Source organism: Vibrio mediterranei, from assembly GCF_013364395.1.
GTDB classification, from domain to species: Bacteria; Pseudomonadota; Gammaproteobacteria; order Enterobacterales; family Vibrionaceae; genus Vibrio; species Vibrio mediterranei.
The window spans coordinates 2,220,296-2,241,839 of sequence record NZ_JABXGK010000001.1 but is presented as its reverse complement, the minus strand read 5'-3'; the positions used below and the strand labels follow the sequence as shown (position 1 = coordinate 2,241,839).

The 21,544-nt window shown below is 44.9% G+C and carries 21 protein-coding genes; 18 read left to right on the top strand and 3 right to left on the bottom strand.

Going from position 1 to position 21,544, the window contains the following annotated elements; all coding sequences use genetic code 11:
- Window positions 1-95 precede the first annotated feature (95 nt).
- The 5 genes from HOP38_RS10460 (at window position 96) to HOP38_RS10440 (ending at window position 5,291) form a co-directional block, all read left to right on the top strand.
- Complete coding sequence (locus tag HOP38_RS10460; protein WP_198558009.1) at window positions 96-2,543, top strand: DmsA/YnfE/YnfF family dimethyl sulfoxide reductase; 2,448 nt, start codon at window positions 96-98, stop codon at window positions 2,541-2,543.
- 10 nt (window positions 2,544-2,553) lie between these two features.
- Entirely contained in the window at window positions 2,554-3,168 is a 615-nt protein-coding gene (locus HOP38_RS10455; RefSeq protein ID WP_198558008.1) for a DMSO/selenate family reductase complex B subunit, read from the top strand.
- Window position 3,169: 1 nt separating this feature from the next.
- Window positions 3,170-4,012, top strand: a complete 843-nt coding sequence (locus HOP38_RS10450; protein ID WP_198558007.1) for a DmsC/YnfH family molybdoenzyme membrane anchor subunit — start codon at window positions 3,170-3,172, stop codon at window positions 4,010-4,012.
- A gap of 76 nt (window positions 4,013-4,088) precedes the next feature.
- Window positions 4,089-4,697: a molecular chaperone TorD family protein gene (locus HOP38_RS10445; protein WP_240206100.1), complete on the top strand. Its 609-nt coding sequence runs from the start codon at window positions 4,089-4,091 to the stop codon at window positions 4,695-4,697.
- Between the two features lie 15 nt (window positions 4,698-4,712).
- Window positions 4,713-5,291, top strand: coding sequence for a ferredoxin-type protein NapF (locus tag HOP38_RS10440; protein WP_198558006.1), 579 nt, complete (start codon window positions 4,713-4,715; stop codon window positions 5,289-5,291).
- Between the two features lie 57 nt (window positions 5,292-5,348).
- Here HOP38_RS10440 and dbpA read toward each other — a convergent pair whose 3' ends face one another.
- Both dbpA and HOP38_RS10430 read right to left on the bottom strand, forming a co-directional pair.
- Window positions 5,349-6,731, bottom strand: coding sequence for an ATP-dependent RNA helicase DbpA (gene dbpA / locus HOP38_RS10435; protein WP_198558005.1), 1,383 nt, complete (start codon window positions 6,729-6,731; stop codon window positions 5,349-5,351).
- Window positions 6,732-6,839: 108 nt separating this feature from the next.
- Window positions 6,840-7,316 (bottom strand): WbuC family cupin fold metalloprotein, encoded by a 477-nt coding sequence (locus HOP38_RS10430; RefSeq protein WP_006074874.1) that lies wholly within the window; start codon window positions 7,314-7,316, stop codon window positions 6,840-6,842.
- Window positions 7,317-7,545: 229 nt separating this feature from the next.
- On the opposite strand from HOP38_RS10430, the gene HOP38_RS10425 reads away from it, so the two are divergent.
- From HOP38_RS10425 to HOP38_RS10385, 9 genes are all read left to right on the top strand, one after another.
- Window positions 7,546-7,719: a hypothetical protein gene (locus tag HOP38_RS10425; protein ID WP_006074875.1), complete on the top strand. Its 174-nt coding sequence runs from the start codon at window positions 7,546-7,548 to the stop codon at window positions 7,717-7,719.
- A 176-nt stretch (window positions 7,720-7,895) separates the two neighbouring features.
- Window positions 7,896-8,543: a GTP cyclohydrolase II gene (locus tag HOP38_RS10420; protein ID WP_006074877.1), complete on the top strand. Its 648-nt coding sequence runs from the start codon at window positions 7,896-7,898 to the stop codon at window positions 8,541-8,543.
- Window positions 8,544-8,725: 182 nt separating this feature from the next.
- Window positions 8,726-9,985 carry an imelysin family protein gene (locus tag HOP38_RS10415; RefSeq protein ID WP_198558004.1) on the top strand — a complete coding sequence of 420 codons (1,260 nt, stop codon included), beginning with the start codon at window positions 8,726-8,728 and terminating at the stop codon, window positions 9,983-9,985.
- A gap of 64 nt (window positions 9,986-10,049) precedes the next feature.
- The gene (locus HOP38_RS10410; RefSeq protein ID WP_198558003.1) at window positions 10,050-11,447 is read left to right on the top strand and encodes a di-heme oxidoreductase family protein; all 1,398 of its coding nucleotides are present in this window, start codon (window positions 10,050-10,052) and stop codon (window positions 11,445-11,447) included.
- A 10-nt stretch (window positions 11,448-11,457) separates the two neighbouring features.
- Window positions 11,458-12,489, top strand: coding sequence for an imelysin family protein (locus HOP38_RS10405; RefSeq protein ID WP_006074880.1), 1,032 nt, complete (start codon window positions 11,458-11,460; stop codon window positions 12,487-12,489).
- Window positions 12,470-13,558: a DUF1513 domain-containing protein gene (locus tag HOP38_RS10400; RefSeq protein WP_198558002.1), complete on the top strand. Its 1,089-nt coding sequence runs from the start codon at window positions 12,470-12,472 to the stop codon at window positions 13,556-13,558. Before HOP38_RS10405 ends, HOP38_RS10400 begins: the two co-directional genes overlap by 20 nt.
- Before the next feature lie 91 nt (window positions 13,559-13,649).
- The gene (locus tag HOP38_RS10395) at window positions 13,650-15,296 is read left to right on the top strand and encodes a L,D-transpeptidase family protein (RefSeq protein ID WP_198558001.1); all 1,647 of its coding nucleotides are present in this window, start codon (window positions 13,650-13,652) and stop codon (window positions 15,294-15,296) included.
- Between the two features lie 155 nt (window positions 15,297-15,451).
- Window positions 15,452-15,997 carry a peptidoglycan L,D-endopeptidase MepK gene (gene mepK, locus HOP38_RS10390; protein ID WP_063603768.1) on the top strand — a complete coding sequence of 182 codons (546 nt, stop codon included), beginning with the start codon at window positions 15,452-15,454 and terminating at the stop codon, window positions 15,995-15,997.
- Window positions 15,998-16,060: 63 nt separating this feature from the next.
- Window positions 16,061-16,714 (top strand): MBL fold metallo-hydrolase, encoded by a 654-nt coding sequence (locus HOP38_RS10385; RefSeq protein WP_198558000.1) that lies wholly within the window; start codon window positions 16,061-16,063, stop codon window positions 16,712-16,714.
- A 52-nt stretch (window positions 16,715-16,766) separates the two neighbouring features.
- On the opposite strand, the gene HOP38_RS10380 is transcribed toward HOP38_RS10385, so the two are convergent.
- Complete coding sequence (locus HOP38_RS10380; RefSeq protein ID WP_006074885.1) at window positions 16,767-17,438, bottom strand: DUF2982 domain-containing protein; 672 nt, start codon at window positions 17,436-17,438, stop codon at window positions 16,767-16,769.
- A 211-nt stretch (window positions 17,439-17,649) separates the two neighbouring features.
- On the opposite strand from HOP38_RS10380, the gene HOP38_RS10375 reads away from it, so the two are divergent.
- The 4 genes from HOP38_RS10375 (at window position 17,650) to HOP38_RS10360 (ending at window position 21,438) form a co-directional block, all read left to right on the top strand.
- Window positions 17,650-18,012, top strand: a complete 363-nt coding sequence (locus tag HOP38_RS10375) for a MarR family transcriptional regulator (RefSeq protein ID WP_038225886.1) — start codon at window positions 17,650-17,652, stop codon at window positions 18,010-18,012.
- Between the two features lie 388 nt (window positions 18,013-18,400).
- A complete protein-coding gene (locus tag HOP38_RS10370; protein ID WP_006073745.1) occupies window positions 18,401-19,495 on the top strand; it encodes a TRAP transporter substrate-binding protein in 1,095 nt (364 codons plus the stop codon).
- 106 nt (window positions 19,496-19,601) lie between these two features.
- Entirely contained in the window at window positions 19,602-20,144 is a 543-nt protein-coding gene (locus tag HOP38_RS10365; protein WP_062457260.1) for a TRAP transporter small permease subunit, read from the top strand.
- A gap of 10 nt (window positions 20,145-20,154) precedes the next feature.
- Window positions 20,155-21,438: a TRAP transporter large permease gene (locus HOP38_RS10360; protein ID WP_198557999.1), complete on the top strand. Its 1,284-nt coding sequence runs from the start codon at window positions 20,155-20,157 to the stop codon at window positions 21,436-21,438.
- The last annotated feature ends 106 nt before the right edge of the window (window positions 21,439-21,544 follow it).

Genomic DNA, 21,544 nt, shown 5'->3' with positions numbered 1-21,544 from the left:
CATTAAGTAGTAGTGTTGATTTTTATCAACAGTTTCTAAAGGTTTCGTTAGTAACATTCGCTCGATGATGCATAACTATAATCGAGCATGTCTTTATGAATAATAAACTGAAGCAATTATTGACGCCGTCGCTGACGCGTAGAGGGTTCATAAAATCCTCTTCGGCCATCGGCGGTCTTGCTGCTGCAACCAGCGCCATTTCTCTTCCTTTTAAATCTGCCCAAGCGGAAAGCAAACCACAATCAAACGATGAAAAAGTGGTGTGGAGCGCTTGTACCGTAAACTGCGGCAGTCGATGCCCACTGCGTATGCATGTCGTTGACAGTGAAATAAAGTGGGTAGATGCAGATAATACCGGCAAAGATGATTACGCAAACAAAGATGTCCAGGTGCGCGCATGCTTACGTGGGCGTTCTATGCGTCGTCGCGTGTACAATCCAGACCGCCTGAAGTACCCAATGAAGCGTATCGGTAAACGTGGCGAAGGCAAGTTTAAGCGTATTACTTGGGATGAAGCTTACACCGAGATCGTAAATAGCCTAGACCACATTAAGAAAGAATATGGTAATGAAGCGATTTATCTTAACTATGGTACTGGCACATTAGGCGGTACGGTCACCAAGTCATGGCCTCCTGGTAGCACGTTAATCGCGCGTCTGATGAACCTAACGGGTGGTTATCTGAATCACTATGGCGATTATTCGACGGCTCAAATTGCCAAAGGCCTGAGTTATACCTATGGCGGTTGGGCGAACGGTAACTCTTTCTCAGATACCGAAAACAGTAAGCTCATTGTTCAGTTTGGCAATAACCCAGCCGAAACACGTATGTCTGGCGGTGGTTTGATTCATCACTTGATTGAAAGCAAAGAGAAATCCAACGCAAGAATGATCATGATTGATCCACGCTATAACGATACTGCGGCGGGTCGTGAAGATCAGTGGATTCCTATCAAACCGGGTACTGATGCAGCGTTCATAGCAGCAATGGCCCACGTGATGATCAAAGAAGACTTGGTCGACCAAGAGTTCTTAGATACCTACTGTGTTGGTTACGATGAGAAAACCCTGCCAGCATCTGCGCCAGCAAATAGTGATTACAAATCTTATATTTTAGGTTTGGGTGAAGATGGTATTGAGAAAACGCCAGAATGGGCGGCACCAATTACTGGTATTCCAGCGGATATCATTATCAAGACAGCTCGTGAGATTGGTTCAACTAAACCTTGTGCAATCTATCAAGGTTGGGGTCTTCAGCGTACGCAAAATGGTGAAATCGCGTCACGTGCGATTGCCATGCTAGCGCTCTTAACCGGTAACCTAGGCATTCATGGCGGTGGTTCTGGTGCTCGTGAATCGGATTATAACATTCCGTTTGTGCGCTTCCCAACCTTAGAAAACCCAGTGAAAACGTCGATCTCTATGTTCCTGTGGACTGATGCGATTGTTCGCGGTCCTGAGATGACTGCGACACGCGATGGTGTGCGTGGTAAAGACAAACTCGATGTGCCAATCAAGTTCATTTGGAACTATGCGGGCAACTGTGTCATTAACCAGCACTCAGATATCAACCGTACTCACGATATCCTTCAAGATGACAAAGCATGTGAAATGATTGTCGTGATCGATAACCACATGACGTCTTCAGCAAAGTACGCCGACATCATTTTGCCTGACCTCACTACGTCTGAGCAGGCAGATTTCTGTATGGATGGTAAAGCGGCAAACATGCCTTACTTTATCTTTGCTGACAAAGCGATCGAGCCTCAATTTGAAGCACGCAGCATCTATCAAATCTGTTCTGATTTGGCGGAGCGCATGGGTGTGGGTCAGGCATTTACCGAAGGTCGTGACCAAGAAGGTTGGCTACGTCACTTGTATGCTGAAACATTGAAGTTAGACCCGACATTGCCAGATTTCGAGACGGTACGTCAGCAAGGTATCGTCAAACGTAGCGACCCTAATGGTCACTATGTCGCTTACCAAGCTTTCCGTGCAGATCCGGTGAATAACCCGCTTAACACACCTTCAGGCAAAGTAGAGATCTACTCGGAAGAGTTAGCTCGTATTGCTGCTGAATGGGAGCTGCCAGAAGGTGATGTGATTCATCCACTACCTATTTACGTGAGCACATCAGAAGGCTGGGATTCACCAAAACGCGATAAGTATCCATTGCAGTTAACGGGCTTCCACTTTAAAGCACGTTGCCACTCAACTTACGGTAACGTCGATGTGTTGAAGCAGGCCGCACAACAAGAAATGTGGATCAACCCTGTAGATGCTGAACGTCGCGGAATTAACAATGGTGACCGAATTAAGATCTTCAACGATCGTGGTGAAGTTCGAATTAACGCTAAAGTCACGCCAAGAATGATGCCGGGAGTTGTGGCTCTCGGAGAGGGAGCATGGTATGCACCTGACGGCAACAAGGTTGACCATAATGGTTCGATCAACGTTCTGACGTCTCAACACCCAAGCCCGTTGGCGAAAGGTAACCCTCAACACACTAACTTAGTCGAAGTTCAACTGGCAAATAAGGCGTAAGGACTAACTCATGAAACAATACGGTTTTTATATCGATTCGAGTAAGTGTACTGGTTGCAAAACCTGCCAGTTAGCTTGCAAAGACTTTAAGGATCTTGGTGTTGATCGCAGCTTCCGTCGAGTTTACGAATACGCTGGTGGTAACTGGATCGAAGATAACGGCACTTACCGTCAAGACGTGTTTGCCTATTACACCTCTATTGCATGCAACCACTGTGACGAACCGGCGTGTGCAAAAGTGTGTCCATCGGGTGCAATGCACAAACGTGAAGACGGCTTTGTGGTCGTGGATGAAAAGGTGTGTATTGGCTGTAAACACTGCGCTAACGCTTGCCCTTACGGTGCGCCACAGTACAGCAAAGAAAAGGGTCACATGACGAAATGTGACGGTTGTTTCGAGCGCGTAGCAGAAGGGTTTGAGCCAATCTGCGTCGGTTCTTGCCCACTTCGTGCGTTGGAGTTCGGTCCTATTGCTGAGCTTCGTGCCAAGTATGGAACCAACGCAGACGTAGCGCCACTTCCATCGTCAACGTTAACGAAACCAAATATCGTGATCAAACCAAATCGCAATGCGCGTCCAACGAATGACACCACTGGTCACCTAGCAAACCCTAAGGAGGTTTAACATGGGATGGCATGAATGGCCTCTGATTTTCTTTACTGTATTTGCTCAAACAGCAGTCGGTGCGTTTATCGTAATGGGCTTAATCACATTATTTGGTAAGGCGGATGCACACGTTAAGACAGCGATAACTCGCAATATGTTCTTTATTTGGGTTTTCATGGGACTTGGCTTTATGGCGTCAACCATGCACTTAGGTAGCCCAATGCGTGCAATCAATGCGTTAAACCAAATTGGAACATCTTGGTTATCGCGTGAGATCCTATTTGGTTCGATGTTCTTTGGCTTAGGTGGTCTATATTGGCTATTGTCTGTCATCAATAAAGGCAGTGAATCGATTCGTAAAGGGTTGATGGTAGCGGCGATGGTGATCGGCGTGGCCTTTATGGTCGCCATGACGAACGTCTACATCATTGATACGGTTCCAACTTGGGATACACCGTTTACGGGTCAATCATTTACGCTTACGGCTGTCATTTGTGGCGTGATGCTGTCACTTATTTTGATGCGTGGCGCTAAGTTGGAATGTCCACGTTTAGGTAAAGTTACGGCGATTGTGGCAAGTGTAGCCGCAGTGACAATGGCAATGGTCACTATGTCAATGGTCGCCAACTTGCCTAATATTCATTCTGCGATTGTTGCAGCTAGTGAGTTAGTGCCAAATATGGCAGAGATTCAAAACTTACGTTTTGTCCTAGTGTTCGTTGGCCTAGCTGCATGGATGTGGGCGATGCGCTCTGAGTCTCGTTCTATGCCGATTGCCGTCATTGGCTTTGCGATGGTGTTAGTTGCGGAACTCATCGGACGCAGCGTGTTCTTTGGTCTGCACATGACAGCAGGCATGTAGCAAAGATAAGAGCAGGCTGACCGGCCTGCTCTCATTTATTGGTTCAACTTAGTCATTTTTGAAATTTGGTAAATTCATGTCAGAAAATCAATCTATCGATCTACTTAGTCTACAAACCATGGCAAAGGTATTCGGTTCGCTGTTTTATTTCCCGCTTACCGACAACAACAACCAGACCTTATTGACTGCGTTGCTACAAGATGAAAACTTAAAAGACAGTGATCTTCAGGCATGGTGTCATCAGGTTAAAGGAGAAAGCAACGAAGCACTAAATCAAGACTTCTTCTTACTTTTTGAAGGAGGAGAGGCGATGCTGGCACCACCGTGGGGCTCAGTCTATATGGATAGAGAAGAGGTGATTTTTGGTGATACCACAGTAGCGTACCGTCAGTTTCTTCGAGATCACGATATTGCCTTAGATACTGGGATGAGAGAGCCAGAAGATCAAATTGGCTTAATGTTATTTGCAGTGAGTCAATTGGTTGAGCAAGAACACGACATTGAGTCGGTCAAGGCGCTGTTTTCACAGCACTTACTGACTTGGTGTTACCGTTATTTCGAGTTGGTTGAGAAGCATGCTTCAACTCAAAGCTACAAACAACTAGCTGCCTTGGTATCGCAATGGTGTGAAGCCGTTCAGGAGCTGTTAAATATTACGCCACTTGCCGTGAAACTGTATCGTTAGGGTTGGTAAGCGCTCATGACCAGAGATGAAAAATACTACAAAGCGTATATGGAGCACAAAACCATAAGTCGTCGTGGTCTTTTTCGCGCTTTGGCGAATGGCAGTACGCGGAATTCACCTGTAATGGCCAGTGATGACTCATTATCTGCTAAGTTAGATTGCCAAGAAGTATCACGAACAATCCCTAGACCACCAAAAGCTGTTGATGAGTTGCTCTATCAACAGATTTGTAATGCTTGTGGAGATTGCGTCAAGGCTTGTCCTGAGCAGGTTATTGCTATTGAAGATGAACTGGCTCGGCTTGTACTTGATTATGGGTACTGTAGCCAATGTGGAGAATGTAGCCAAGTATGCCCAACAGGTGCATTGCATGGACAGGACAACGATACTGGTTTGATTCCGCAGTTCTCGGATGGATGTCAAAATGCACTGTTTAGTGATTGCCACTTATGCCAAGAAGCCTGCCCAAAACAGGCGATAAGTATCAAGTCGTACAGCCTACCGGAGTTGGATAAGAAAGCTTGTGATGGCTGCGGACGTTGTAAGCAGGGATGTCCTTTTTCCGCTATATCTATGGCGTTATCCATGCAGTAGCGAATACAAAAACAGCTCTATGTATTAACGAAGAGCTGTTTTTGATGGAGTTGAAGGTTAAGCTTTGATGATTCGAGCGCGGAAGTTTCGGCCCTTCATCTTGCCATTGGTAATCTTACCTAACGCTTGCTTAGCTATCGCTTTCTCGACCGCCACATAAGCACTCATTGGGAACATATTGATCTTACCAATTTGATTGCCGGAGAGTGTCTTATCACCGGTTAGCGCCCCTAAAATATCACCAGGGCGCAATTTTTGCTTCTTACCGCCTTGAATTTGAATCGTCACCATTTTTGCTTGAAATGGTTGGTTGCTTGACTTTGCAGGCAATTCGCTTGGTTCAATCGGCATATCCATGTACTCATCGATACGCGCTACACGATAGAACTCTTTCTCGCTATAGAAGCTAAAGGCTAAACCTTTATTACCGGCGCGCCCAGTACGACCAATGCGATGTACGTGTACTTCTGGGTCGCGAGACAGATCATAGTTGAATACTGCATCGAGGTTATCGACATCGAGACCACGAGCTGCAACATCCGTTGCCACTAAAATAGAAACACTTTTATTGGCGAACTGTACGAGTGCTTGGTCTCGATCTCTTTGCTCTAAATCACCGTGGATATCGATCACGCTAAAGCCACGATGATGCAGTTCATCCGCAACGTTCTGAACTTCTTTTTTAGTATTACAGAACACCACAGCAGACTCCGGTTGGTGAGTCAGAAGCAAGTTTTCAAGTGTATTATCACGTTCTTCGAGAGTGTTAGTTTGATAGAAGAACTGTTTGATGCTTGAGTGATCGTGCTTACTCTCGACCTTCACCACTTCTGGTTGCTTCATAACTCGAGCTGCAATGGTTTGGATTTGCTCAGGGAATGTAGCGCTGAAAAGCAGCGTTTGTCGCTCCTTTGGAGCTTGGTCGATAATAGCGTCTAAGGCATCTTTGAAACCCATATCTAGCATACGGTCCGCTTCATCAAGTACCAGAGTATTCAGTTCGCTTAGGTTGATACGACCTTTTTCTAGATGATCAAGGATGCGACCAGGCGTTCCCACTAGAATATGCGCACCGTGTTCCAGAGAACCAATTTGTGGTCCCATTGGCATACCGCCACACAGTGTTAGTACTTTGATATTGTGAATACCACGAGCTAGGGTGCGAATCTCTTTAGCAACTTGGTCCGCAAGCTCACGAGTTGGGCAGAGAACAAGAGACTGCACACGGAAGCGCTTTACTCTTAAGTTGCTAAGTACGCCGAGAGAGAAGGCTGCGGTTTTTCCTGAACCTGTTTTTCCTTGGCCGATAACGTCCTTACCCGCCAAAATCTTTGGTAGTGCCTCGGCTTGGATTGGCGTCATAGAAGCGTAACCAAGACTGTCTAATGTGCCGAGTAATTCAGATGGTAAGTTTAAGGTAGAAAAGGCTGGAGTGTTCAAGAGCTGTCCTCAGTCGGTATGCAGAGCGGGTATTATCAACATTCCCGCTCTAGATGCTACTTTTATCTACGCTTTTGTAGATTTAGTAGTGAGAATAGCAGCTGAAGATTATTTTGCCGTTGGTTGTGCTGTACTCATCCAATCGCGATATTCATTGGCGCCATCTTCACCTTCTGCTGGAGACCAAGGTGCGAAATCTTCTTGAGGAGTAGGGATGTATGCGCCTTCCTTGATTTCAAGGCCGACGGTGCCCGATTGCATACAAGCGTAACCATGCCAAGTGCCTGGTGGGATTTCGATAGCACGGTTAGTTTCTGGTGAGAGACTGTGACGCTCTGTGAGGTTGCCTTCATCATCAAAAATCAATAAATCCAGTTGCCCTTTAAGAACAAGGAATAATTCCCATTTGTGCTCTTCACTATGACGGTGAGGGCGCATGTAGGTTTCTGGCTCTGTAGAGATGAACAAACGTTGAACGCCAGCGTCCAATTGCTCGTGTAGGTTATGATGACTGCGTTTGCGTGGCGCTTCTTTTGCGTTTTGCGCAAATGTATCGAAGTCTTGGTTGCTGATGATTTTTAACATGACATTGTTCTTTGAAGTGTAAAGTGTCGATATTCTACCGCCTCGATAAAAAAGTTCAGTAACAAATTGCCGCCTTCGTCCGCTGTGGGATAAAGTTTAGAAAATTCTAGGTAAAAACCAGTTAGATTGTGACAGCAGTTCCAGAAATGTTTGAAAAAGCTGTACGATCTGATCAGAGTGGTATTATCGCATTGTTTAGGAAATAACCCGTAAGTAAGGTGGTACAGCAGTGGAAGCAGTCATCAGCCAACTCAAAAAAGACTTTTATGCACACCTTAAATCTGCCAATGGTGCGAGCTCGGGTGAGTCTTCCCAGACCATCTCTCTATTAACAAAAGAAGAGTTAGCGGAACTGGAAAATGTGTGGGTCCAACTCGCTGTATGGAAACAAAAACAAGCGTAAGACCTATCTTTTTATCGCCTAACTAAATGATTTTTATGGGCCTCGAGTATTGATACTCGGGGCTTTTTTAGTTTCTTATATATAGTAATTGTTATAATATAACAATTACTATATTGATCTTATTGTTGAAAAGTCGAGTACTAGCCCCCATAGTTCACTTTATGGAGAATAGAGCGATGGCTGAGATAAGTTCATTACTAGCCTCAGATAATCTAGTGAGAGAGACTATGGCGGAAGTACGTGCCAGAATACAATTAAAAGTCGGTTCCAGGAGTGATATAGACGCAGAGATGCTGTCGTTTCGTGGACTCAAGACAGATAAAGAACATGTAGCGATTATTTTTAAATCATCTGACAAGACCCAATCTTTACCTTTGGTAAGGATGCACTCAGAGTGTCTTACCGGTGATGTTTTCCACTCGTCACGTTGCGATTGTGGTGAGCAATTGGAAGAGACCATTCAGAAAATGGGCGAAGAAGGTGGCATCATCCTATATCTACGCCAGGAAGGGCGAGGAATCGGTCTTTACAACAAACTAGACGCCTACAAGCTCCAGTCTGATGGTATGAATACGTATGAAGCCAATAACCATTTAGGTTTTGGCGATGACTTACGTGACTTTACTGAAGCCGCTCAAATGCTTAAAGCGCTGGACGTACACTCTATTCGTCTGGTCACTAACAATCCTAAGAAAGTGCGCGAGCTTCGCGAGCACGGCATCAATATTGAAGAAGTTGTGAATACGCACGCTCATATCAAAGATGGTAATGAAAACTACCTTAAAGCAAAGGTCTCTCACGGTAAGCACTACCTCAAGCTTTAGTCAGTAATCTAGGTCACCAATCATAAAATTGTTAGTAAAATGATAGAAAAGCCTCACTTTTGTGAGGCTTTTTTGTATTTATTCTTGAAAATAAATTGTAACTGAGTATTATCGCACTTCGTAGTATAAATGATAATAATTCGCACTACTGATAACTATTAAGCTCAACAAGGATGCTTTTCATGAATGTAACAACCATGGTGAAGGGTGCAGTGGCAGCCTCTCTTGTAATGACTTCAAGCGCTGCATTTTCTGCAGTTACTAAAGACCAAGTGGTAGAACACTATGCTGATCTGGCTCACGCGGTATTCGCAGATGCGCTAATTACAGCAAAAGATTTAGACACATCTATTAACACATTCTTGGCAAACCCTTCAGAGAAAGGTCTTGCCGATGTTCAACAAGCATGGCTAGCGTCTCGCGTACCTTATCAGCAAACGGAAGTATTCCGTTTTGGTAATGCTATCGTTGACGATTGGGAAGGACAGCTTAACGCATGGCCACTTGATGAAGGTCTTATCGACTATGTGAGTGCGGATTACCAATATGAGCTAGGTAATGAAGGTGCACAAGCGAACATTGTTGCTAACAAGAGCCTAAAAATCGGCGCGACAACTCTTGACGTTAAAGAAATTACACCTGAAGTCATTGCCAACCTTAATGAAGTTGGTGGCTCTGAAGCAAACGTAGCATCAGGCTATCATGCGATTGAGTTCTTACTGTGGGGGCAAGACCTTAACGGAACCAACGCAGGTGCAGGTGAACGTCCTTATACTGACTATGTTGTCGGTGAAGGTTGTACTAATGGTAACTGTGAGCGTCGTGCGCAGTATCTTCAAGCTGCATCAAAACTGTTGATTCAAGATCTTCAATGGATGGAGAAACAATGGTCAGCTTCCGAGAAAGGCAACTACCGCTCTGAACTACTCGCTGACAAAGCTGACAACGGCATTCGTAAGATGCTATTTGGTATGGGTTCACTTTCTCTAGGTGAGCTTGCGGGTGAGCGCATGAAAGTGGCTCTAGAAGCCAACTCTACTGAAGATGAGCACGATTGTTTCTCTGATAACACGCATAACTCTCACTATTACAACGAGCAAGGTATCTATAACGTTTACACGGGCACTTACGTTCGCGCTGATGGAACGTTAGTTGACGGTCCAAGTATCGCTAACCTTGTTGAAGCAAAAGACAAAACAGCAGCGAAAGAGATTCAAAAGCAATTTGATCTTGCACGCGCGCAAGTTGGCAAACTTGTTACCTCGGCAGAAAAAGACAACCAACACTTTGACCAGTTGATCGCGTCTAATAATCCTCAAGGTAACAAACTAGTGAATGAGACCATTGTTGCACTTGTCGCGCAAACTGGTTCAATTGAGCGTGCCGCTGGCATCATCGGTATTGATAGCCTAAATCCAGATACTGCTGACCACGAATTCTAAGCACAATAACCATAATAAATAGGGGGCTACTGCCCCCTTTTGTCGATCTTTTTGTGAGCGCTGTATGTCAAGATCTTATCCTTTTTTAGCCACGCTACTATTTCTTTTTGTCGGCTCGGTGTTTGCCGGGTCTGAGTCTTCTCATCTGTCGGGCGGTAAAACCACAGTAAAAAAAGAGGGGCCTAATGCTTACTCAATGCCTGCAGCCAACTTGCCTATGTCAAAGCGACTAGATTTTAGCGTCGGTAACAGTTTTTTTAGAAACCCCTGGGTTCAAGCTCCCGCTTCCACAGATGCGAGGGATGGACTTGGACCACTATTTAATACCAATGGTTGTCAAAACTGTCATATCAAAGACGGTCGTGGTCATCCTCCTGAAGAAAATGATCAACATGCCGTATCTATGTTGGTTAGGTTGAGTATTCCGGCTGTGACTGCGCAGCAGAAAGCGGCCTATGAGCTTGACGGTGTAATACCTGAGCCGACGTATGGCGGTCAGTTGCAAGATTTTGCTTTGCCGAACATGCAGCCAGAAGGACAAATTGATATTACTTATGATGAGGTTGCGGTAAGTTTTAAAGATGGCACGGTCGTCATGTTACGCAAACCTAATCTCAAGATTGTTGAACTAGCCTACGGCGATATGCACCCTGACGTTTTAATGTCGGCACGAGTTGCTCCGCCAATGATTGGCTTAGGGTTGCTCGAATCGATTCCAGAGTCGACGATTTTAGCATTTGCTGAAGCGCAGAAAGCGGACAGCTCATCAGTAACAGGAAAGCCGAACTATGTAATGGATGTGCGCACCCAAAAGATGGCATTGGGGCGCTTTGGATGGAAAGCAGGCCAGCCTAATTTGATGCAGCAAAATGCGGCCGCTTTCAATGGTGACGTAGGCTTGACAAGTTCGCTGTTTCCGAATGAGAACTGTACCAGTAATCAGGACGTTTGTACGGCACAGCATAGTGGCGGAGACCCTGAGGTGAGCGACAAAATTCTCAACTTCGTCGAGTTCTATACTCAGCATTTAGCGGTGCCTCAACGACGTAATATCGATGACCCTTTGGTTGTCGCAGGTGAGAAGCTATTCAACAATGTTGGTTGCCAAAACTGCCATAGAACAGGCATTCAAACCGGTACACAAGAAGGGTTACCTGCCATTTCGAACCAGACGATTCACCCTTATACCGATATGCTATTACATGACATGGGAGAGGGACTATCAGACAATCGACCAGAATACGCAGCTTCAGGCCGTGAGTGGCGCACAGCACCGCTGTGGGGCATTGGTTACACGGAAGAAGTTAATGGTCACACCTACTTTCTTCATGATGGGCGAGCGAGAAATCTCACCGAAGCGATTTTATGGCACGGTGGCGAAGCAGAAGCCGCAAAACAAAACGTGTTAGCTTTATCTAAATCAGAACGTGATGCGCTATTGGCGTTTCTAAATTCACTGTAAGGAGAGCAACGTGAATTACAAACTTTCATCTATAGCGTTGAGCTTGCTTTTTTTAACGGCTTGTCAATCGAGTAGTGTGATCCAAGCCCCAGAGCCAGAAGCCACAACACACCTTAGCCAAGCAGTATATGAAGTTGAATTTGACTCTGCGTTGAAGTTCAAAACGGCAATGATGAACTTGCAATCGCAAACTGCACAGTTTTGCCAAGGGGAATCGGACCTGACGCAGGTGTCTGCGGCATGGCAACAAGGAATGTCTCGTTGGATGTGGTTGCAAGGGCAAGAGCGAGGTCCTGCTATGGCACTGGAGCAGAATTGGAATGTTCAATTCTGGCCAGATAAGAAGAACACCACCGGTAGGAAGATGTCGCAAGCGGTTAAAACCGACGCGTGGAGCATGGAGTCAGTACAATTGCAAAGTGTCACCATTCAGGGACTAGGAGCAATTGAATGGCTGCTTTATGATGATGCTTCAACACTAGCAAAGGGCTCACGAGAGCATTGCTCATTGGCGACTGCCATTACCGCTTCTCTTACCGATCGCGCCGACACGATATTCATGGCATGGCAAACCAATCCATGGTCCTCTTTAGACAAAGAGGGGTGGGAGTCAGAATATCTGGCTTTGCTGTCTAACCAGCTGGATTACAGCATGAAAAAACTGTCTCGTCCGTTAGCAAAAATCGGTGCTCCGCGACCTTATTTCTCTGAGTCTTGGCGCTCGAAAACGTCGATGAGCAATTTAAAAACCAACGTAGAAGCTATGCAAGCACTCTATCTGGCGAAAGGAGAAGGGCTAGATAAGCTTTTGCGTGATGAAGGTCATGCACCTTTGGCGGATAGTATCGTTCACCAATTTGAAGATACGTTGGAAACTTGGCCGAGCGAAACCAGCCTATTTGTGCTTTTGCAATCTAAACAAGGCTATCGAACAGTGCTGTCGCAATTCAATAAGCTTGAACAACTTAAGTATCTTATCAATGAAGAGGCTGCGGTTCAGTTGGGAGTAGTAATAGGATTTAATGCGACTGATGGCGATTGATATTTCTAGACGCAACTTCACAAAGTTGGCAGGCATCACGGTGATGTCGCCTTCTTTGCTTACGGCTTGCGCTTCCACGACGAAAATGGCTCAGGAAACTTTGATAGGCGGTTCGGTTCGCAACAAGGGTGACTACGAAGTTATTGTTTCTACCGAAAATGCTACTGCTATGCATCGACTGCCTTTACCAGACCGTGGCCATGGCATTGCTGTATCGCCGAATACTCATCACGCGGTGATGTTTGCTCGAAGGCCAGGTAGCTATGCCATGGTGTTTGACTATCGTGAAGGAGAAGTAAGAAAGCTCATTTTAGCGCCAAATAACCGACATTTTTACGGGCATGGCGTGTATTCAAATGATGGTCGATGGTTGTACGCTACAGAAGGGGAGCGGTCGAGCAGTCGCGGAATTATTGGCGTTTATGATGTTGCGAATGGCTATAAAAAAATAGAAGAGTTTACCGGTTTCGGGTTAGGTCCTCATGAAGTGATCGTGATGGCAGACGATTCGTTAGTCGTTGGAGTCGGTGGCGTACATACCAATGGCAGGCAACCTAAAAATCTTGCAACCATGCAACCTAGCTTGAGTTATCTTTCTCCTCAAGGAGAGCTTCTAGAGCAAGCAACGCTTGGCGACCATCATAAGAGTATTCGCCACCTTGCTCATGATGGTGACACTACGGTGTTAACAGGTCAGCAATATCGGGGTGAAGCGGAGGAATACGTCCCACTCGTAGCCATTCATCAGCGAGGTTCGGTGATGGAAGAACTGGGTGGAGAGCCAGAGCAGTGGGCAAGATTTAATCATTATATTGCCAGTATTGCAGCGACAGAAACGCATATTCTAGCTACATCACCGAGAGGAAGCTGCTACGGTATTTGGGACAAGACAACACGTGAATTACTAGAAATTAATTCGCTCCCAGATGCTTCAGGAGTGGTAGTCAGGAATGGCGACTTTCATGTGAGTTCTGGTGCAGGGCAAGTAATCAAAATTAATCCACAATTGGACAAACAACGCTTTTATTCTGGAATTCAGTGGGATAATCACTGGAGTGCCATCACATAAATGAGACGGTAGCTGGTTTAGTGTAAAATTGTCCGGTTGATAGTGTGATTTCTGCCATACTTAAGATCCTTGGTTGAAAGGAGGTTGGTAGATGCGAAACTGGCTACTCTCATTGTGTGTTGGTTTATTCTCTCTAGCTACAACCGGATTGACGGTTGCCGCGCCAGATCAGCTTGTCTCAAATTCGACCGAGCTCACCTCATATTCTGTAAAACACATCAAGCCAATTCTTCAGCAAGACAATACAAAAGGCTCAACTGAGCTTATAGATAATACCCAAGACGTGCTTCTCTATCCCTCGTTAGTTGACTACTTATATTCCAGACTGGATGCTGAGCGTATATGGAGCGGCAATGAGCTTAACGCTCAGCTAAATCTGCAACTAGATATGATGAAGCTCGCTGGCTTTAGTCCGCTGTTCCAATCAAGAGTCGAACTCCTGCAACAGTATTATCAACAAGGGGAGATGGATCGTTATGATAGAGTGGCTTCGGATACTTTCTTACTTTATTTAAGCTATGTTGCAGCGTCTCAAGAACTTGGCAAAGAGTGGTATTTTACTACCGATTTAATTGAACCTCTTCCGCGTCCTTCAGCAACTGAAGTGGATCTGATGGTAAAAGCTTTCGAAGCACAAGATGCACTGGCTTACATCACCTCGTTTGCGTCGCCAATGTTACAGCAAGATGGATTCGAGAATGCCTACATCGACTTAGTGTCGAAATCGCAAATGACCAAAATAGAGTATCAGCAAGTTGGGCTCACGAGACTCGGTGATACGTTACCTCAAGAAGCATATTTAATTCTTATTGAAAGACTGTCCGAATCCAATGTCTTCATTACCGCTAGGGAAGACCGGTATTTCGACGAATTGCTCGACCTTGCTATTAGAGAATTCCAGACCATTTACGGGTTAAACGATGATGGCATTATAGGTCCCAATACCATCGAATGGTTGAACAAGTCCGCGTCCGATAAACTGCGTATATTGGCACTCAACTCGGAACGTTCTCGTTTGTGGCCACAACAGCGCGAAAACATCATTGTCGTCAATGTGCCGAATTTTCAGCTTGAATATTGGGATGAAGGAAAGGAACGATTTGAGTCTCGCGTAATTGTAGGTAGAGCGTCGCGTCAAACGCCTTTACTGGAAACTAAAATGGACTCGCTTATCCTAAATCCTACTTGGAATGTGCCTTGGAAAATTATGGTTAAAGACATCATTCCTAAAGTAAAACAGAATCCAACTTACCTATTTTCGCAACGAATTGAAATTTTAGAAGGTTGGAACAATCAGGCACGTATCGACCCTACGATGATTGATTGGCAAGAGGTAAATGCGCGGCGCTTCCCGTATCGTATGCGTCAGCAAGCTGGGGAGTTAAACGCGCTTGGCCAGTACAAGTTCAACACACCCAACGCACAAGCCATCTTTCTACACGATACACCTAGTAAGCATCTCTTTGATGAGAGTTTACGTGCATTCAGCTCTGGTTGTGTAAGAGTGGAAAACGCTGACCAGTTCGCTCAAGTGCTACTCGAAGCACAAGGGAAAACACTAGAAGATGTCGCAACGGATCGCCCAAATAAAGCGATAGCCCTTAAGCAGCGAATTCCGGTTCATATCATTTATCAAACCGCTTGGATGTCTGATGGGAAGGCACACTTCCGCGGCGACGTATACCAATACGATGCCAAACGAGAAAGTATGAACAGTGCGGCATTTTCAAAAAATTGACACAAATTTGAACAATCTAAAAAACGCTTTCTGCTCAAAGGTTAACCACTAATGGTTGCAAAAATAATCGCTTTTCGCTCATCTCTGCATTTGAACTGGGCTTGAGAAACACGTATCTTGCGCCGCAATTCCGTAGTTTCCTTTCTTTGAGTAGTATGATCCAAACAAACATTTCTAGACGAGACGCCCTCAAACTTGCTTTGTGTGGTGCAACGGCGTCATTGGTGCCTTCACTATCTTTTGCAATGCCTTCTTCTGCACCAAGAACATTAGCAATGAATAACTTACACACAGGAGAGAGTTTAGAAAGTCGTTACTTTGACGGTGCTAAGTATATTCAAGCCGAACTTGCTCGCCTCAATACACTTTGTCGTGATCATCGACGTAATGAAACCCATAACATGGATAAGCGTTTGTTCGACCAGATATCAGAGATTCAGAGCCTATTAGGCGTTAAATCAGAGGTGTTGATCATTTCTGGCTATCGATCTCCTGAAACCAATGCTTCATTGCGTTCAGGCTCTAATGGAGTGGCGAAAAAAAGTCTTCATATGTTAGGTCAGGCTATCGACTTTAGATTAGATGGAGTAAAACTCAGTCATCTTCACGAGGCGGCGCTAACCATTAAGGCAGGTGGAGTTGGTTATTACCCAAGAAGCCAGTTCGTCCATATTGATACGGGCCCTGTGAGAAACTGGTAACACTTGTCATTCCGCTAGCGTGATGTCATAGTCCCGCTAATTGCAAAATTAATAGGGTTTATGATGAGTCTTCAATATCAAGTAGTGCCTGTCACTTCATTTGCGCAAAACTGTTCTATCGTTTGGTGTGACGAAACCATGAAAGGTGTGGTTGTTGATCCTGGCGGTGATGTAAAACAACTAGAGATGCTGATCAAAGAACTTGGAGTCCAAGTTGAACAGCTGGTACTCACCCATGGGCATTTAGATCACGTTGGCGGAACTGAGCCACTTGCAGAGGCGCTTGATGCCAACATTGTTGGTCCTCATAAAGCTGATAACTTTTGGTTACAAGGGTTAGAAAACCAGAGCCAAATGTTTGGTTTTCCGTTGACTAAAGCGTTTGAACCCAATCAATGGTTAGATGATGGTGATACTGTAGAGTTTGGTAATCAAACTTTTAACGTCATTCATACGCCGGGTCACACTCCAGGTCACGTAGTGTTGTTTAATGATGAATCAAAAGTCGCCTTTGTTGGTGATGTTCTCTTTAATGGTGGTATTGGACGCACAGATTTCCCTCAAGGTGACTACGCTACTTTGATTAACTCGATTAAGACAAAGTTGTGGCCGCTGGGTAATGACGTAACATTTGTACCGGGTCACGGCCCACAGTCTACCTTTGGTCATGAGAGAGCCTCCAATCCGTTTGTTGCCGATGAGATGCCGCTTTACTAACAGGCGCCTAAGAGAAGCGTACTGACAGTAAGCGATTAAAAGTAACGCTTCTCTAGGACAACTCTCTATCCGCCGCAGCTAAATAGCGGCGGGTAAGACCCACAAACTCGTCCGCAGACCTGTCTAAGTCTGCCTCGGCTACAAATACATCGAACCCATAAAACTCTCGCTGATAACGCATTCGATTTGCCAACATGGCGAGAAGTCCTCTGTACTCTTTTCCCTCATTGGTAACGTAAGCCTCAGAGTCCAACACTATGTCTTCAAAATTAAGTGCGGGTGAGGTTTGCTGGGCACCCAAATAAAGCAATGCACGTTGGCTTAGCAAAAGGTCGGTGGCCACTCTAGGACAGATGGCATCTAAGTAGGGTTGATAGTGTTTAAGTCTGATCCCAATCCAAGGCAGTGGTTTATGCCAACCTTCTTGGTGATGTGTGCATACGCCGATTCGTTCAATATTACTCCATTTAACGACCCAGCCACCTTTGAATACGTGTTGCTGGAAATGAGTCGCTGTCAGTGTGAAGGTGACACGGCTTTTGATAAGCATAAAGTAAGCAAAGGTCATGACCGCAGCGACGAGCGTAATAAACACCAACGCTTGCTGCCAATTGGGTGACAGTAGAAGAAAACTAAAACAGGCCAACCCTCCGACCGCAGCGACCACTTTAATGGTCGGAGATTGCCAAGTGTAGTTATGATTGCTGAAATGTAGTGTATCCATAATGACGACTGTTTTTTAACCCTATCTGGTTCTTTATACCGATGAAGCGATAATAAAGTTTATTGTTTAAATAATAGCCATAAACGTCCTGGGTCTGCATTTTTGACGCCACTTTGTGTCAATCCTCTACAAAAGCTATCAAAATTTTGGTATAAAACGCGCTTCGAATTTTGACCACTGTCTTGGTGCAGTGAATTGGAGAGAAAACTAAATGAGACTTGCTCATAAGCGCAAAGTGCAATCTAAGTTGCAAAAGCGCGTTAAAGCGGTAGTTGCCAACACAGCAGCTGCAACAAAAACAGAAAAGCCTGTTGTAGCGAAAGCGCCTGTAGTTGAAACCGCAACTGCGACAAAAAAAGTTGATGTAGCCTTAACTCCTAAGCAGCAACAAGTGCTAGACATCGTTGCTAAAAATGCTGACGGTATCAATCCAAAAGGCATCGGCCTAGAAGCTGGCCAAGAAGAAGCGAAAGCAGCATCTTGGGCGACTGGCGCACTTAAGAAGCTTCTAGAAGAAGGCTTAGTGGCTAAAGAACAGCTTGCGGGCAATAAAGTGATCTATAAAGCGCTTTAAGCGTTCACTTTACCCATTTTCAAAAAGACCCCTTATTTAGGGGTCTTTTTGATCCAGAAGACTAAAATGCACTAATGTTAGCGACTGATGTCACAAAAGTAGCGATTGTGTAATTGGTGTCTGATAATAAATGCCTAAGTGTTTTTACTATCTCCTTTCTAACCCTGCTCTATTAACTTATTGATTTATCGAAATTAAGGTTTTTGTTGTGGTTATTTCCTACGTATTTCTACGTAATACCAAGGTCTGATAACGCTAATTAATGGTTTTATCACTGCGTGCTCTCACTAATACCCGTTATTCAGAATTGCATCCATAGTTGTGTGGAATGTGAAACTTGGAGTCGCGACAGTGACTTCAACAGGGAACCTACTCAAGGAACTGAATAATGAGTCTAATCAAGAAATCAGTAACACGTGTCATGAAGAGCACGGCGATTGTTGCAGCAACGTGTTTAGCGTTTGTTGCAGGTACCGCAAATGCAGCCGATAAAGTTTATCGTTTAAAGTTAGCCGAAACATGGGGGCCAAACTTCCCTATCTTTGGTGACGCAACGAAGAACATGGCGAAAATGGCAGAAGAAATGTCAAACGGTCGTTTGCAAATCCGCATTGACTCTTCGAACAAGCACAAAGCGCCTTTCGGTGTGTTTGATATGGTTAAATCTGGTCAATATGACATGGGTCACTCAGCGTCGTATTACTGGAAAGGTAAAGTGCCAAATACCCTCTACTTTACGACAATGCCTTTTGGTATGACGGCACCAGAACAGTACGCTTGGTTCTATCACGGTGGTGGTATGGAACTAATGGAGAAAGTGTATGCACCGCATAACATGATGTCTTTCCCTGGTGGTAACACTGATGTTCAGATGGGCGGATGGTTCCAAAAAGAAATCAATAGTGTAGATGACCTACAAGGTCTGAAAATGCGTATCCCAGGTTTTGCCGGCGAAATCCTAGCAGAGGTTGGTGCTAAGCCAACAAACATCGCTTCAGGTGAGCTGTATACCTCTTTAGAACGTCGTACCATCGATGCACTTGAGTGGGTGGGACCATCACTAGACCTTCGTATGGGCTTCCACAAAATTGCGCCTTATTACTACACCGGTTGGCATGAGCCAGCAACAGAGCTGCAATTCCTAGTAAACAAACGTACTTGGAACAAACTTCCCGACGATTTGAAAGCAATTCTACAAATCGCTATGAAGACAGCTGCGTACGACATGTATATCCAATCGACTCACGAAAGTGGCAAAAACTGGGCAACTATCCAAACAGATTACCCAGATGTGAAAGTTAAAGACTTCCCACGTGAAGTAATGGATGCACTGCGTGATGCGAATGACAAGTTGCTAAAAGAGCACGCAGCTAAAGATGAGATGGCAAAAGAAATCCAAGCTTCTCAAGCCGCTTATCTACAGCAAGTGCGCTCTTGGACTGATATTGCGTCTAAAGCTTACCTAAATAAGTTCGACAATTAATACCCCCTTTAAGTGGCGCAGCTCCTGCGCCACTTTTTCCCAAAAAATGGTCATACGCCCTTAACTAAAACAATGAACTAAATATGGCGGATAGGCGGAAAGTTGTATGCGTAGTTTAATTTACATTGAAAGACTGTTTAACAAGGTAGCGGATTTGCTAGGTTGGTTATCCAGTATTTTGTTTTTGCTCTTATTGGTGAATGTTGTTTATGACGTAGTGATGCGCTACGTATTTAATGATGTTTCTATCGCCTTCCAAGAAATGGAATGGCATTTGTTCTCAGCGGTGTTTTTACTAGGCGTCCCATACGCGATTAAGGCGGGTGGACATGTACGAGTAGATGTATTCTACGAGCGTTTATCTATCAAAGCTCAAGCCATCATCGACCTACTAGGCACTTTTGTTTTTCTTTTCCCATTTTGTTTATTGGTCGCTTGGTTTGGTATCGATTTTGCCAAAGAAAGTTACGCGCTAGGAGAAACCTCTGGTGACCCTGGTGGCTTACCTTATCGCTGGATCATCAAAGCGATGATTCCTCTTTCATTCTTCTTTATGGCGATTGCTGGTGTTGGCTTAGTTCTGCACTCATTGAACAAACTGTTCAATCCACACCTCATTTACGCTAAGTCTTCCGGCTCAAACGAATAAGGACATTCTCATGATCGGTATTGTGATGTTTTTTGTAGCCTTATTCGCGCTACTACTCGGCTTTCCTGTTGCTTTCACTTTTGGCGGCATTGCGCTGATCTTCGGTGTGTGGGCGGAAGGGATAGAAATGTTTGCGTTTATGCCATATCGCATACAGTCCATTATGGAAAATACGGTATTAATGGCTGTACCTCTGTTTGTTTTTATGGGGTTAGTTTTACAAAAGACTCGACTAGCTGAACAGCTTCTTGAGTCGATGGGTCGTCTGTTTGGTGGTGTTCGTGGTGGTATTGCTATTTCAACGGTACTCGTGGGTGCATTGCTTGCAGCATCAACGGGAGTTGTAGGGGCATCCGTCGTCGCCATGGGGCTTATCTCACTGCCAGTGATGCTCAAGTACAACTATGATAAAGGGTTGGCCTGCGGCACCATTTGTGCGTCGGGTACTCTAGGGCAAATTATCCCACCATCCATCGTGCTTATTCTTTTGGGTGACGTGTTAGGTGTTCCAGTAGGGGATTTATTCCAAGCTGCGTTATGGCCGGGCTTTGTCTTAGTTGGCGCTTATGTCGTTTACATACTCATTTATGCAAAGTTAAACCCAGAGAGTGCTCAACCGATTCCAAGAGATGAAACTATTTCACGCTCAGAGGAAGTAAAAACGGCGTTGAAAGCGATTATTCCGCCGTTAGCACTAATTGTTGTGGTATTAGGCTCTATCTTTGCCGGTATTGCGACGCCGACGGAGTCTGCTGCTCTCGGTGGAGCAGGCGCAATTGTTCTATCACTTATGTATCGCCAATTCAGTTGGGGCATGCTCTATGATGCGTCCAAAGAGACGGTGAAAGTGACGGCGATGGTATTTGCGATTCTGCTTGGTGCAACAGCGTTCTCAATGGCGTTTACTTACACCGGTGGTGATATGCTGGTAGAGGAGTGGATGCTTGAACTGCCTGGTGAGAAATGGGGCTTCCTAATCATTACCATGGTGGTGATTTTGATTCTGGGTTTCTTTATCGACTTCGTAGAAATCTGTTTCATTATCGTACCGATGATTGCCCCTGTGGCAGAGCTAATGGGTATCAATATGACGTGGTTTGCTATTTTAATTGCGATGAATCTGCAAACATCGTTCTTAACCCCACCATTCGGTTTTAGCTTGTTTTATTTGAAAGGCGTAGCCCCTAATGGCGTGACCACAAGAGATATTTACCGAGGCGTAATGCCATTTATCGCGATACAAATAGTCGTCTTAGCGTCGATACTTATGTTCCCAGAATTTTATGGAATGTGATCGGAGCTGCGTTAGCTCGGCATAGTGGTTCATTTCTATTTTAGACATTGCTACTGTTTACAATAGGAAACAATAAGCTACATCCAATGCAGCTTAGAAAAAGGAC